This window comes from Pantoea sp. 22096, from assembly GCF_052045955.1.
Classification (GTDB): Bacteria; Pseudomonadota; Gammaproteobacteria; order Enterobacterales; family Enterobacteriaceae; genus Pantoea; species Pantoea alfalfae.
This window is the reverse complement of sequence record NZ_JBQEPW010000001.1, coordinates 1,535,050-1,549,387: the sequence shown is the minus strand read 5'-3', so window position 1 is coordinate 1,549,387 and position 14,338 is coordinate 1,535,050. Positions and strand designations below refer to the sequence as shown.

The 14,338-nt window shown below is 55.7% G+C and carries 12 protein-coding genes; 10 read left to right on the top strand and 2 right to left on the bottom strand.

What is annotated here, in order from left to right:
* Positions 1-2: 2 nt before the first annotated feature.
* From ACTJKZ_RS07215 to flgL, 5 genes are all read left to right on the top strand, one after another.
* Entirely contained in the window at positions 3-713 is a 711-nt protein-coding gene (locus tag ACTJKZ_RS07215) for a flagellar basal body L-ring protein FlgH (protein WP_033732242.1), read from the top strand.
* A gap of 9 nt (positions 714-722) precedes the next feature.
* Complete coding sequence (locus ACTJKZ_RS07210) at positions 723-1,832, top strand: flagellar basal body P-ring protein FlgI (protein ID WP_161733791.1); 1,110 nt, start codon at positions 723-725, stop codon at positions 1,830-1,832.
* Positions 1,832-2,794: a flagellar assembly peptidoglycan hydrolase FlgJ gene (gene flgJ / locus ACTJKZ_RS07205; RefSeq protein ID WP_150009739.1), complete on the top strand. Its 963-nt coding sequence runs from the start codon at positions 1,832-1,834 to the stop codon at positions 2,792-2,794. Before ACTJKZ_RS07210 ends, flgJ begins: the two co-directional genes overlap by 1 nt.
* Before the next feature lie 122 nt (positions 2,795-2,916).
* Positions 2,917-4,566, top strand: a complete 1,650-nt coding sequence (flgK, locus tag ACTJKZ_RS07200; RefSeq protein WP_440829410.1) for a flagellar hook-associated protein FlgK — start codon at positions 2,917-2,919, stop codon at positions 4,564-4,566.
* Between the two features lie 14 nt (positions 4,567-4,580).
* The gene (gene flgL, locus ACTJKZ_RS07195; RefSeq protein ID WP_161733784.1) at positions 4,581-5,546 is read left to right on the top strand and encodes a flagellar hook-associated protein FlgL; all 966 of its coding nucleotides are present in this window, start codon (positions 4,581-4,583) and stop codon (positions 5,544-5,546) included.
* Between the two features lie 349 nt (positions 5,547-5,895).
* Here the strand turns inward: flgL and rne are convergent, their stop codons facing one another.
* Positions 5,896-9,324 carry a ribonuclease E gene (rne, locus tag ACTJKZ_RS07190; protein WP_440829409.1) on the bottom strand — a complete coding sequence of 1,143 codons (3,429 nt, stop codon included), beginning with the start codon at positions 9,322-9,324 and terminating at the stop codon, positions 5,896-5,898.
* A gap of 573 nt (positions 9,325-9,897) precedes the next feature.
* Between rne and rluC the strand changes: the two genes are divergently transcribed.
* The gene (gene rluC, locus ACTJKZ_RS07185; protein WP_161733780.1) at positions 9,898-10,854 is read left to right on the top strand and encodes a 23S rRNA pseudouridine(955/2504/2580) synthase RluC; all 957 of its coding nucleotides are present in this window, start codon (positions 9,898-9,900) and stop codon (positions 10,852-10,854) included.
* 13 nt (positions 10,855-10,867) lie between these two features.
* Here rluC and ACTJKZ_RS07180 read toward each other — a convergent pair whose 3' ends face one another.
* Complete coding sequence (locus tag ACTJKZ_RS07180) at positions 10,868-11,455, bottom strand: Maf family protein (RefSeq protein ID WP_161733778.1); 588 nt, start codon at positions 11,453-11,455, stop codon at positions 10,868-10,870.
* Positions 11,456-11,595: 140 nt separating this feature from the next.
* Here ACTJKZ_RS07180 and yceD point away from each other — a divergent pair, with 140 nt between their 5' ends.
* From yceD to ACTJKZ_RS07160, 4 genes are read left to right on the top strand one after another with little or no spacing between them, the layout of a single operon-like run.
* Positions 11,596-12,117, top strand: a complete 522-nt coding sequence (yceD, locus tag ACTJKZ_RS07175) for a 23S rRNA accumulation protein YceD (RefSeq protein WP_008925931.1) — start codon at positions 11,596-11,598, stop codon at positions 12,115-12,117.
* 14 nt (positions 12,118-12,131) lie between these two features.
* A complete protein-coding gene (gene rpmF / locus ACTJKZ_RS07170) occupies positions 12,132-12,302 on the top strand; it encodes a 50S ribosomal protein L32 (RefSeq protein WP_003849870.1) in 171 nt (56 codons plus the stop codon).
* A gap of 25 nt (positions 12,303-12,327) precedes the next feature.
* Positions 12,328-13,368, top strand: coding sequence for a phosphate acyltransferase PlsX (gene plsX / locus ACTJKZ_RS07165; RefSeq protein WP_161733776.1), 1,041 nt, complete (start codon positions 12,328-12,330; stop codon positions 13,366-13,368).
* Positions 13,369-14,322 carry a beta-ketoacyl-ACP synthase III gene (locus ACTJKZ_RS07160; protein WP_161733774.1) on the top strand — a complete coding sequence of 318 codons (954 nt, stop codon included), beginning with the start codon at positions 13,369-13,371 and terminating at the stop codon, positions 14,320-14,322. It abuts the gene before it with no gap.
* Positions 14,323-14,338: the final 16 nt, after the last annotated feature.

Here is a 14,338-nt window from a genome sequence, read left to right as displayed (position 1 = left end):
CCGTGGCGAAGCAACAGATTCTCAAGCCTGGACATTGGTTAGTCGCCTCGTTGCTGCTAACTCTTAACGGATGTGCCCTGGTCCCGCGTACTCCGCTGGTCGAGGGGGCAACCACGGCGCAGCCGATGCCGTCCGCGCCACCGGTGGTAAACGGCTCTATATTCCAGGGCGTCGCGCCACTTAACTACGGCTATCAGCCGCTGTTTGAAGATCGCCGTCCACGCAACATCGGCGATACCCTGACCATCACGCTGCAGGAAAACGTCAGCGCCAGCAAAAGCTCCTCAGCCAGTGCCAGCCGCGACGGCAGCAACAGCTTTGGTGTGAGCGGCGTGCCGACGGGTCTGGCAGGCCTGGTGGGTGCAGGTGGCGAAAAAGCCAATCTCAGCGCCGAAGGCAAAAACGACTTCGCAGGTAAAGGCGGCGCATCCGCCAATAACACCTTTACCGGCACCATTACCGTCACCGTGGATCAGGTGTTGTCAAACGGCAACCTGCACGTAGTCGGTGAAAAACAGATCGCCATTAATCAGGGCACGGAGTTCATTCGCTTCTCGGGCGTGGTCAACCCACGCACCATCAGCGCCAGTAACGCCGTGTTATCTACCGCTGTCGCCGATGCACGTATTGAGTACGTCGGAAATGGTTACATCAATGAGGCGCAGACCATGGGCTGGTTCCAGCGTTTCTTCCTGAACATCTCGCCGATGTAAGAGGTTTCAATGAAAAAGTTAACGCTGTTACGCGCCGGGCTGGCGCTGCTGCTGGGCGTCAGCCTGCTGGCCAAAGCCGATTTGATTCGTGATTTAACCACGGTACAGGGCGTACGTGATAACCAGCTGCTGGGCTACGGCCTGGTCGTGGGTCTGGATGGCACCGGTGACCAGACCACGCAGACGCCCTTTACTACCCAGACGGTGAGCAACATGCTGTCGCAGCTTGGCATCACCGTGCCTGCGGGCACCAATATGCAGCTGAAAAACGTGGCAGCCGTTATGGTGACCGCTAAGCTGCCGTCGTTTGCCCGTCAGGGACAGAACCTGGATGTGGTGGTCTCATCGCTGGGTAATGCTAAAAGCCTGCGCGGCGGCACGCTGTTAATGACGCCGATGAAAGGGGTTGATAACCAGGTCTATGCGCTGGCTCAGGGTAACATCCTGGTCGGTGGTGCAGGTGCCTCTGCGGGCGGCAGCAGTGTTCAGGTCAACCAGCTGAACGGTGGCCGCATCACTGGCGGTGCAACGGTTGAACGTGAACTGCAGAGCAACTTTGGCTCGCAGAACACCCTTAACCTGCAGCTTAACAATGAAGATTTCTCGATGGCGCAGCGTATTGCGGACGCGATCAACGCCCGTGGCGGTTATGGCGCAGCGCAGCCGCTGGATGCCCGTACCGTGCAGATCCGCGTGTCACCGAATAATGGTGCGCAGGTGCGTCTGCTGGCTGAGATCCAGAACATTGATGTTTCGATTCCGGTTGAAGATGCCAAAGTGATCATCAACTCCCGTACCGGCTCGGTAGTCATGAACCGCGAAGTCACGCTGAATCAGTGTGCAGTGGCGCAGGGCAACCTGTCAGTGACGGTTAACCAGCAGCAGAACGTCAGTCAGCCTGATACACCGCTGGCCGGTGGTCAGACCGTGGCAACGACGCAGACCCAGATCGATCTCCGCCAGACCGGCGGTGCGCTGCAGCGCGTCAATGCCAGCGCTAATCTGAATAACGTAGTCCGTGCGCTGAATGCGCTGGGTGCATCACCTATCGAGCTGATGTCGATTCTGCAGTCGATGCAGAGTGCTGGCTGTCTGCGTGCCAAACTGGAAATTATCTGATGGCTGATATGCAATCTGTCACGAGTCCGGCTTTCGACAGCCGCTCCCTGAATGATCTTAAACGCCAGGCGAGCAACGATCCGAAAGGACATGCGTTGCAGGTTGCACGTCAGGTCGAAGGGATGTTTGTACAGATGATGCTGAAGAGTATGCGCGATGCGTTGCCGCAGGACGGCATTATGGGCAACGAGCAGACCAAACTTTTTACCTCTATGTATGACCAGCAGATTGCACAGGAGATGGGCAAGCGTGGCCTCGGTCTGGCGGAAACCATCGTCAAACAGATGCAGCCCGCCACCGCGCCGGATGAAAAAGCCGGTACGGTGCCGATGAAGCTGGATAACAGTTTTATTCTCAGCACCAGCGGAGCCACACCACTGCCCGCCCAGCAGCTGGAGCAGATGGTGCGGAAGGCGATGCCACGACTGCCGCCGGTCGCGTCACCCACGGGGCTGCCGAGCGACAGCCGTGAGTTTATCGCTCAGCTGACGCAGCCAGCGCAGGCGGCCAGTCAGCAGAGTGGTATTCCACATCACCTGATTCTGGCGCAGGCTGCGCTGGAGTCGGGCTGGGGCCAGCGACAGATCCTGACCCGCGACGGCAAGCCGAGCTATAACGTGTTCGGGATTAAAGCCAGCGGAGACTGGAAAGGTGACACCACCGATATCATGACCACCGAATATGAGCAGGGTGCAGCGAAGAAAGTCCGTGCCAGCTTCAGGGTGTACAACTCCTATTTCGAGGCGCTGACCGACTACGTCAAACTGTTGACCAAAAACCCTCGCTATGCGGCAGTGACCAACGCCTCAAGCGCAGAGCAGGGCGCGCAGGCGTTACAGGCGGCAGGCTATGCCACCGACCCGAAATATGCGCAAAAGCTGGTGGGAATGATTCAGCAATTCAAAAGCATGGGCGATAAAGTCGTCAAAGCATACAGCCAGGATATTGGCGACCTGTTCTGATCATTTCGCCTCAAGTTTCACTTAAGCAAGCCGATAACATCCCTATAGCCAGAAGCGTTTCGCCTGCTGGCGCCCACTTTGATGTCTGCCAGCCCGGTTGACGGGGAACGTAAGGAACCGAGATGTCCAGCATAATTAACTCCGCGATGAGCGGATTGAGTGCCGCGCAGGCCGCTCTGAGCACCACCAGTAACAACATTTCTAACTACACCGTGGCGGGCTATTCACGTCAGACCACGGTACTGGCGCAGGCGAACAGTACCCTTCAGGGTAATAGCTATTATGGTAACGGCGTGAACATTACCGGTGTACAACGTGAATATGATTCATTTATTGCCACACAGCTGCGGGGTGCCAGCGCGAGTTACAGTGCAGTCGACACTCAGCATACGCAGATTTCTAACATTGACGATCTGCTGTCGACCGCGACGACCAGCCTGTCGACCTCGCTGCAGGGCTTCTTTACCAACCTGCAGAACGTCGTCAGTAACGCCAACGATCCGTCAGCGCGTCAGTCGATGCTCAGCAATGCACAGGGTCTGGTGAACCAGTTCCAGACCTCAGCGCAATACCTGAACAATATGCAGAACAGCGTCAATGCTGATGTCAGCTCCAGTGTTAAACAGGTCAACACCCTCACCAGCCAGATTGCCGATCTTAACCAGCAGATTGGCAAGTTGACTAATGGCAACGGTGCGGCGCCTAACGATCTGCTTGATAAGCGTGATCAGCTGGTCAATGACCTGAATAAAGTCGTTGGCGTGACGGTATCGCAGCAGGATGGCAATTACACAGTATCAATGGCCAACGGCCTGACGCTGGTTAACGGCAACAAATCTCACGAGCTGGTGGCGATGAGCGCCAGCAGCGATCCGACGCGTACCACGATTGGCTATGTCGACAGGCAGGCGGGCAACGTTGAGATTCCGGAAAAACTGATCACCACCGGCTCGCTTGGCGGTCTGCTGGCGTTCCGCACTCAGGATCTGGATCTGGCACAGAACCAGCTGGGTCAGTTAGCGGCGGCGTTTACCACCAGCTTCAACGACGTCCATAAGCAGGGCTTTGACAGCCACGGCGACCAGGGCGTCGACTTCTTTAATATCGGCAGTCCAGCCGTGGTGAGCAACAGTAAAAACAGTACCGCCGCCTCCGTGACCGCTGAATGGACCGACACCAGCGCGCTGAAAGCCACTAACTACACCGTGAGTTATGACGGCAATAAATGGACCGCAACGCGTGCGTCAGACAGCACCGCAGCCGCCATCACCCAGAGTACCGATGCCAGTGGCAATACCACGCTGAGTTTTGATGGCCTGAAACTGACTGTGGGTGCCTCGCCTGCACCTGCCGCCAAAGACAGCTTCCTGGTGAAGCCGGTCCAGAATGTGATTAACGACATGTCCGTGGCAATCACCAGTGAATCTCAGGTGGCTGCTGCGAGCGCGGTTGGCGGTGAAAGTGATAACCGCAATGCGCAGAAACTGCTGAATCTGCAGGATGTAAAGCTGGTCGGCGGCAACGCCACGCTGTCGCAGGCCTATGCGGCTATCGTCAGCACCGTGGGTAACAAAACCAGCTCGCTGGAAACCACCAGCACGACGCAGAAAAGTGTGGTCAGTCAGCTGACCGAACGCCAGCAGTCAGTCTCTGGCGTCAACCTCGATGAGGAGTACGCCAATCTGACCAAATACCAGCAATATTACATGGCCAATGCGCAGGTGCTCCAGACTGCCAGCACCGTGTTTAACGCATTGATTAATATTCGCTAAGGGCAGGAGATAACATGCGAATCAGTACAAATATGATTTTTGAACAGCAGGTGCGCGGCATTACTGACTCGCAAGCCTCCTGGCTGAAAGTGGGTGAGCAGCTCTCCAGCGGTCGCCGTGTAACGAATCCCTCCGATGACCCGATTGCCGCGTCACGTGCTGTTGTGCTGACTCAGACTCAGCAGCAGGGTGAACAGTATGCGCTGGCGCGTACCTTTGCTGAGCAGGGCCTGTCACTGGAAGACAATACGCTGAAGGGCGTTACCAATGGCATCATTGCGGCGCAGACGCTGATCGTCAATGGCTCAACCGGTACGCTGAGTGACGATGACCGTGGCTCGATTGCCACTCAGCTGGAGGGGATCCGCTCACAGCTGCTTAACCTGGCCAACAGCAAAGATGCCAATGGCCGCTATATTTTTGCCGGCTATAAAACTGACAGCGCGCCGTTTGTTGATACGGCAGGCACGGGCGTCAGTTATGCTGGCGGCACCGAAGCGATCACCCAGAAGGTTGATACCAGCCGTACCATGACCGTGGCGCATACCGGTGACAGCATCTTCATGTCAATCACCGGCAATGCCACCAAAGAGCCGGATGGCAGCGCCAGCGAAACCAATGTGTTTAAGATGCTGGATAGCGCTATTGCGGCATTAAAAGTCCCGCAGGATGATGCGGACGCCACGACTAAACAGACCTTCCAGGCCGCAATGGATAAAACCAACCGCGGGCTGGGTAATGCGCTGAATAATGTCTCAACCGTGGTTTCTGAGATTGGTACTCAGCTTGGTGAAATCGATACGCTGAATGCGCAGGGTGATGACCGTAAAGTGATTTACAGCTCGCAGATGAGTGACCTGGTTAACGTGGATTTAACTGAAGCGGCTTCCAGCTACACCATGCAGCAGACAGCACTTCAGGCTTCTTATAAGACCTTTACTGATATGTCTAAGATGTCACTGTTCCAGATGAATTCGTAGTCTGACCTGAAATTTTGAGCGTACTTTAACCGGATGCGCTTACTTTTTCCCACCCTCCTGCTAAAGGAAGGTGGGATTTTTTTGCCTGTGATTCAGCCGGTGGCAGGGCGATTGGTCATAAAGCCTGCCTGTCTGGTTTTTTTGCTTCCTCACTTCACGCTATCCCGCCGCATGCCTGCCTGATGCTTTCCCGCACTTTATTACGGCCAGCGTGCCTGACGCCCTCTTTACTGATGGCTGACGAATTAAACGGGTTGGTTATTTCCCCTTTGACGGCCTGATGACTGAATCGACGCCATAAAAAAACCCCGGCTTTCAGGCCGGGGTTCAGTTTACAACAGCTTATGCGTTACGGCTTTGTCGCCGGGGCAGTGGCCTGATGTGTGGCGCTATGACCACCCGCAGAACCGCGACCATCGAACTCATAAGGTGCCCGTACCCAGTCACTGTGCGGAGCAGGCTCTGACTGCCAGACCGGCGCAGGCGCTTTGGTCATCGGTGCAGAGGCATAGTGCTTCCAGCGCGTACCGTCATTTGGCACCGCTTCAGCAGCAGGCGCTGATGCACCAGGCTCGACCGCCGTTACCGGTGCTGCAGGCGCGATATCGCGAGCGGCAACCGGGGCATGAGGTTCACTGACTGGCGCGCTTTCAGCGTTAGCAGCAACCGGCGCGTTCAGCACTTCTTCCACCTCTGCGGCGATCTCTTCACTGATATCAGTAGCTGACTGCTCTGCAACGTCTGCAGGCTGTGAAACTTCAGCGGCTGGCGTTACCACCGCTGTTTCGGTGACCAGGTCAGCAGGCTGTGACACTGGCGTTTCAGCGACGGGCTCAGCAGGCACAGCTTCAGCCGCTACCGCTTCCGCTTTGGCTTCATCAGCAGCCGGAACAACAGAAGGCTGCTCGTCAACCGGGGCGTCGATAGCACGGGTATCGTCAGTGTTGACGATCGCTACTGGCGTTTCTGCCTGCGGCTCGGCCTGTTGCACTGGCGCGTCCTGAGCAACCGATTCAACGGCGGCAGCAACCGGCAGCGCATGGGTCACGTCTGCAGTCTCTTCGCTGTTATAAGCTGGCGTCTCGTGCATTACATTCTGAACCTGCTCTTCGCTGGCCTGGCTTACCGGATAGCGAATCCAGACTTTACCGGATGCCATTTCAGGTGAAGCAGCGGCAGCAGCCAGCGGCATTGCTGACTGCGTCGGGTAACGCTCATCACGGTAACGACGACGACGCTGTCCGCTGACGCGCAGATGACGTGGCGAACGACGTGAACGACGCGGCATATTGGCGTTATCACGGTTATCGTTATCATCCTGCTCGTCACTCTGCGAAGCCTGGAAATCAGGCTGTGTCTGAGCAACGTCAGCTGGCTGTGCCTGACGCCCTTCAGCAGGCGGAGCGATGTCGCTGGCTTCGGCTGGCAGAGGCTGACGGTTATCATCAACACGCACCTTCTGGTTCAGCTGACGCGGCTTACGACGCGGCATAACCTGAACGCGTTCATCATCCTGCGCCTCAGTGACGCTCAGGGCTTCAGCAACGACTGCTGGCTGCTCAGCCGCTTTGGCCGCTTCTTCACCGGCACGTTTCTCTTCCTGACGACGACGCTGACGTTCAGCACGCTGTTCACGGCGCTGTTGCTGCTGCTCGTCACGCTGCTGGCGCGCTTCTTCGCTCAGTGCCGGACGCTCTTCGCGTACTTCACCCGTCTGAGACTGACGCTTGTTGCGACGGTTATCGTTGCCATCGCGCGGCTCGCGGCTTTCACGTGGCTCACGACTTTCGCGCGGTTCACGGCTTTCACGCGGCTCGCGACTTTCGCGTGGTTCACGGCCTTCACGAGACTGTGCATTATCACCGTTACGCGGCGTACGCTCACGACGATTGTTGTTACGACGGTTGTTATTGTTGCTGCGGCGCTCGCCACGGCCACTGTTGCTTTCCTGCTCTTCAGTTGCTTTCTGCGTTTCAGCAACCTCAGTGGCCACTGGCGCAGCAGCAGGCGCTTCTTCGCCAGCGAACATTTTTTTCAGGCCGCCAAGCAGACGCCCGAAGAAACCGGTGCTGACGGTCGCGGGTGCAGCGACAGCCGGGGCTGATTTTGCTGCTGGCTGAGCTTCAGCGCGCTTCACTTCTGGCTCAACTTCTACCGGCGCAGGAGGCGCATCAGGCATCACAAAGGCGGCCAGAGCAGGCTGCTCAGGACGACGGCGCTCAGCATGTTCCTCTTCCGACGGCATGGCCATTTCGGCTTCATGCAGCTTCGGCAGATGATAACTCAGGGTCTGCGTCTCTTCGCCTTTACGTACGCGCAGCACGGAGTAGTGCGGGGTCTGCATCTTGTCATCAGGAACAATGATTGCCCGCACGCCGCCCTGGCGTTTTTCAATCGCGTTGACCGCTTCACGTTTTTCATTCAGCAGGTAAGACGCAACCTGAACCGGAACAATGGCATGAACTTCTTTGGTGTTGTCTTTCAGCGCTTCTTCTTCGATCAGACGCAGAATGGACAGCGCCAGTGACTCGTTATCACGGATAGTGCCGGTACCGCTACAGCGTGGGCAGACATGATGACTGGATTCACCTAATGACGGGCTCAGACGCTGACGGGACATCTCCAGCAGGCCGAAACGTGAAATGTGGCTGATCTGAATGCGGGCGCGGTCCTGGCGGACAGCTTCACGCAGACGGTTTTCAACAGCGCGCTGATGGCGTACCGGCGTCATATCGATATAATCGATAACGATCAGGCCGCCCAGGTCACGCAGGCGCAGCTGACGGGCAATCTCATCGGCCGCTTCAAGGTTGGTGTTGAACGCAGTCTCTTCAATGTCACCGCCGCGCGTGGCGCGTGCTGAGTTGATATCGATAGCGGTCAGTGCTTCGGTACTGTCGATCACAATCGATCCACCGGAAGGCAGGCGGACTTCACGCTGGAAAGCGGATTCGATTTGCGATTCGATCTGGTAGTGGCTGAACAGCGGGATTTCACCGGTGTAGAGCTTAATTTTGCTGCTGAAGTCCGGACGACCCAGCGCCGCGATATGCTGACGCGCCAGTTCCAGCACTTTCGGATTATCGATAAGGATTTCACCGATGTCCTGACGCAGATAGTCGCGGAAGGCACGCACAATCACGTTGCTCTCCTGATGGATCAGGAACGGAGCAGGGCGATTTTCAGCAGCTTTCTTAATCGCTTCCCAGTGCTTGAGACGGAAGCTTAAGTCCCACTGCAGCGACTCGGCAGATTTACCGACGCCGGCAGTACGCACAATCAGGCCCATGCCTTCCGGCAGATCCAGCGCCGACAGCGCTTCTTTCAGTTCGGTACGATCGTCACCTTCGATGCGGCGAGAGATACCGCCTGCACGTGGGTTATTCGGCATCAGTACCAGGTAGCTGCCCGCCAGAGAGATAAAGGTCGTCAGTGCAGCGCCTTTATTGCCGCGTTCTTCTTTATCGATCTGAACAATGACTTCCTGGCCTTCACGCAGCACGTCTTTAATATTCGGACGACCATGTGCGTTGTAGCTGGAGGGGAAATATTCGCGGGAAATTTCTTTTAACGGGAGGAAACCGTGACGCTCTGCGCCATAATCGACAAACGCAGCTTCAAGGCTGGGTTCAATGCGAGTGATTTTACCTTTGTAGATGTTGGCTTTTTTCTGTTCGTGTCCAGGACTTTCGATATCCAGATCGTACAGACGCTGACCGTCAACCAGGGCAACGCGCAACTCCTCCTGCTGAGTTGCGTTTATTAACATTCTTTTCATCGTGACTTACTCGTTATTCTTTCATGAGTGATTACAGCTGCGGGCATAGTTACCCTGGACGAGTATCAACCGATGGCCCCGTGACTTAGTGCAATGTCGTCAACCTCACGGCTGTCGACCGCGCGAGGGGCGCAAATAACGTCGGTGGCCTGTTTTTCATAAGGAAAAACAGCACCAGATAGTGGAAATGCCTGAGAGAATAAAGAAAACCCGTGCATCCCATACTGTTGTCCAGGCCGCAACCCGCAGCCCGCTAAGTGCCTGATTTCGCATTACGTCTTACGCCATTGCTGCGTGTCTGCTCAATCCGGCAAAATGACAATTTCGCTCGGTTTCTGCACTGAAATGCTTCAGTTAAGAAACTCAGGCATTATTCCATTGCTAACCTTCATATAGCAAGGCGACTTTAGCCAGCTTGTGAAGTTTCTTTACATTTAACTTGCTAATGTGTCGGACAAAGCAGCGGTTTGCTGAAAAAGCCAGCAGAGAAGCGACCTGCCATCACATTAACCCCAGAGTTAAGCACAGAAAAAGGGGTGGCGCTATCAGGGGACACTATTTAGAATCGCCGCCATGAAAACAGAGAATCCCGGCGTACATTTTGTCGCCATCACGGCTGAAAATGCCGGACAACGTATTGATAACTTTTTGCGCACCCAGCTCAAGGGTGTGCCAAAGAGCATGATTTATCGCATCGTACGCAAGGGCGAGGTACGGGTGAATAAAAAGCGCGTCAAGCCTGAGTACAAGCTGGAGGAGGGTGATGAGGTACGCATTCCGCCGGTCCGGGTAGCGGAACGCGATGAAGATGCCGTATCACCTAAGCTGGCAAAGGTCGCTTCGCTGGCGGACGCTATCCTCTTTGAGGATGAGTCGCTGCTGGTGATGAACAAGCCCTCTGGCACTGCCGTGCATGGCGGCAGCGGACTCAGTTTTGGGGTGATTGAAGGGCTACGCGCGCTGCGCCCGGAAGCGCGCTTCCTGGAACTGGTGCATCGCCTGGATCGTGACACCTCGGGCATTCTGCTGGTCGCAAAAAAACGCTCGGCGCTGCGTTCCCTGCACGAGCAACTGCGTGAAAAGGGGATGCAGAAAGATTATCTGGCCCTGGTGCGCGGCAACTGGCCGTCACATCTTAAGGTCGTTCAGGCTCCCCTGCTGAAAAATATTCTCCAGAGCGGTGAGCGTGTCGTGCGTGTCAGCAGCGAAGGTAAAGCCTCTGAAACCCGTTTTAAAGTGGAAGAGCGGTTTGAGTTTGCCACGCTGGTGAAAGCAAGTCCGGTCACCGGACGCACCCACCAGATTCGTGTCCATACGCTGCACGCCGGGCATCCCATCGCCTTCGACGATCGCTATGGCGAACGTGACTTTGACAGTCAGCTGGCGTCAACAGGTCTGAAACGCCTGTTCCTGCACGCGGCGGCACTGACCTTTACTCATCCCGGCACTGGCGAAGTCATGCGTGTTGAAGCGCCACTGGATGATGGCCTGAAGCAGTGCCTGAATAAGCTGCGTCAGCTGAAAGTGTAATCGTTCTCCGGCATCAGTCCGTTAAAGGGTTGATGCCGGCCTGCTGCAACATTCCGTTGAGTGCAATCAGCGGCAGCCCGACCAGCGTATTAGGATCGCGCCCCTCCAGCCGATCAAACAGACAAATTCCCAGACCTTCACTTTTAAAACTACCTGCACATTGCAGCGGCTGCTCCTTTTCCACATACCCGGCGATTTCAGCGTCCGTTAAGGAGCGGAAATGCACCACGAAGGGTTCGCAACACTGCAGCAGCCTGCCGCTGGCCGGATGAAAAAGAGCCAGCCCGGTGTAAAAGGTAATCGCCTGACCGCTGGCGACACGCAGTTGCGCCCGCGCATTCTCTGCCGTATGAGGCTTACCGGCGATCGCGCCATCCAGCACGCAGACCTGATCTGAGCCGATTATCCAGTGATCAGGCCAGGCTTTTGCCAGCGCCTGCGCTTTCGCTACAGCAAGACGGGTGACCAGCGCTTCGGCATTTTCACCGGGCTGCGGTGACTCATCCACCTCAGGCGCAGCGGTAATAAAAGGCAGGCCCAGCTTGCGCAGTAATGCCTGCCGAAAGGGCGAGGTTGAAGCTAAAAGAATTGATGGCGTCATTTTTTTTCAATAGTGATAGCGAATTGGTGACAGTCATTTTAAACTGTGCGCCGCACTGGATGCGAATAGTGGTTGAAAGATGCTGTTTAACGGCCTTTTTCTTTGACTCTATGACATTACAAAGTTAATATGCGCGCCCTATGCAAAAGGTAAAATTACCCCTAACGCTGGACCCTGTCCGCACCGCTCAGAAGCGCCTTGATTATCAGGGTGTCTACACATCTGTTCAGGTGGAGCGTGTGGCCGAGTCGGTCGTTAGTGTGGACAGTGATGTGGATTGTGCCATGTCGTTTGCGGTTGATAACCAACGTCTGGCGGTACTGACGGGTACTGCTGAAGTTCAGGTGACGTTACGTTGTCAGCGCTGCAACCAGACCTTTCCCCATCACGTAAAAGTGAGTTATTGCTTCAGCCCTGTCTCTTCTGAAGAGCAGGCCGAGGCACTACCGGAAGCGTACGAGCCGGTCGATGTCAACGAGTTTGGTGAGATCGATCTGCTGGCGGTTGTCGAGGATGAACTGATTCTCGCGCTGCCGGTCGTTCCGGTGCACGATTCTGAACACTGTGAAGTGTCCGAGGCGGACATGGTCTTTGGCAAACTGCCTGCAGAGGCGGAGAAACCAAATCCATTTGCCGTATTAGCCAGTTTAAAGCGTAAGTAATAGGAGTAAGGTCCATGGCCGTACAACAGAATAAACCCACCCGTTCTAAGCGTGGTATGCGTCGTTCACACGATGCGCTGACCACTGCTGCTCTGTCAGTAGATAAAGTTTCTGGCGAAACTCATCTGCGTCACCATATCACTGCGGACGGTTACTACCGCGGTCGCAAGGTTATCGTTAAGTAAGTTTCTTGCTTAGCAAGGCGATACCTTGACACGTTTGACCCTGGCGATTGATGCCATGGGCGGGGACTTCGGTCCCTGCGTGACAGTGCCTGCAGCATTGCAGGCACTGGCCTCTCATACGGAACTATTCCTTCTTCTGGTCGGACATCCCGACACCCTCACGCCATTGCTTGCCAAAGCGGATTCCTCCCTGATGGGGCGTTTGCAGGTTATCCCTGCCGAATCGGTTATTGCAAGTGATGCGCGGCCCGCTCAGGCCATCCGGAACAGTCGCGGCAGTTCAATGCGCGTGGCACTGGAGATGGTTAAAGAGGGACGTGCACAGGCCTGCATCAGCGCTGGTAATACCGGTGCGCTGATGGGGCTGTCGACACTCTTATTAAAACCGCTGGATGGGATTAAGCGTCCTGCGCTGATGTCCGTTTTACCGCATCAGCAACAGGGTAAAACCGTGGTGCTGGATCTGGGTGCGAATGTGGGCTCAGACAGTGCGATGCTGGTGCAGTTTGCTGTGATGGGGTCGGTGATGGCTGAGCATGTGCTTGGTATTCCACGGCCCCGCGTCGCGTTGCTTAATATTGGTCACGAAGAGACCAAGGGGCTGGAAACCATCCGCGACGCCGCAGTAGTGCTGCGAGAATCACCGCAAATCAACTATATTGGTTACCTTGAAGGTAACGAACTGCTTACCGGTAAAACAGATGTGATGGTCTGTGACGGTTTTGTCGGAAACGTCACGCTGAAGACGATGGAAGGCGTGGTAAGAATGTTTCTTTCTCTGCTGAAGTCATCAGGGGAAAGTAAAAAACGGTCATGGTGGCTTCAGTTGCTGGGGCGCTTAATCCAGAAACGTCTGGCGAAGCGCTTCGGACAACTCAACCCTGACCAGTACAATGGCGCTTGTCTGTTAGGATTGCGCGGAACAGTGATCAAGAGTCACGGCGCAGCAAATCAACACGCCTTCGCCGTGGCGATAGAACAGGCAGAGCAGGCGGTGAGGCAGCAAATTCCCGAGCGAATTGCTGCGCGCCTTGATGCTGTATTAGCCAGGAGTGACAAAGCCTAGATGTATACCAAAATTATCGGTACGGGCAGTTATCTGCCCAGCCAGGTTCGCACCAATGCCGATCTGGAAAAAATGGTGGAGACGTCGGACGAGTGGATTGTTACCCGTACCGGCATCCGTGAGCGTCGCATTGCTGCGCCTGACGAAACCGTCGCCACCATGGGATTCAGCGCGGCGCAACGCGCGCTTGAAATGGCAGGCATTGACGCGAACGATGTTGGGCTGATTATTGTCGCCACAACGTCGTCCAGCCATGCTTTCCCCAGCTCCGCCTGCATGATCCAGCAAATGCTGGAAATCAAAGATTGCGCGGCCTTTGACCTTGCTGCCGCCTGTGCAGGTTTCACCTATGCACTGAGCGTAGCTGATCAATACATCAAAAATGGCGCGGTTAAGCATGCTCTGGTCATCGGCGCTGATGTCCTGGCACGCGCGCTGGATCCGGACGATCGCGGCACCATCATTCTGTTTGGTGATGGCGCGGGTGCGGTCGTGCTGGGCCAGAGCGAAGAGCAGGGAATTATCTCTACCCATCTTCATGCCGATGGTCGCTATGCACAGCTTCTGACGCTGCCTTATCAGGATCGTGCCCATCAGGATCAGCCTGCCTATGTCACTATGGCAGGTAACGAAGTCTTCAAGGTTGCCGTCACCGAACTGGCCCACATCGTTGATGAAACGCTGCAGGCCAATAATCTCGATCGTGAAATGCTGGACTGGCTGGTACCGCATCAGGCTAACCTGCGCATTATCAGCGCTACCGCGAAAAAACTCGGTATGACCATGGATAAAGTGGTCGTCACACTGGATCGCCATGGCAATACCTCTGCTGCATCGGTGCCCAGCGCACTGGATGAAGCGGTGCGTGATGGCCGCATCAAACCCGGACACCTTATTCTGCTGGAAGCCTTTGGTGGTGGATTCACCTGGGGTTCTGCGCTGGTTCGCTTTTGATTGACAGGAACAGAAG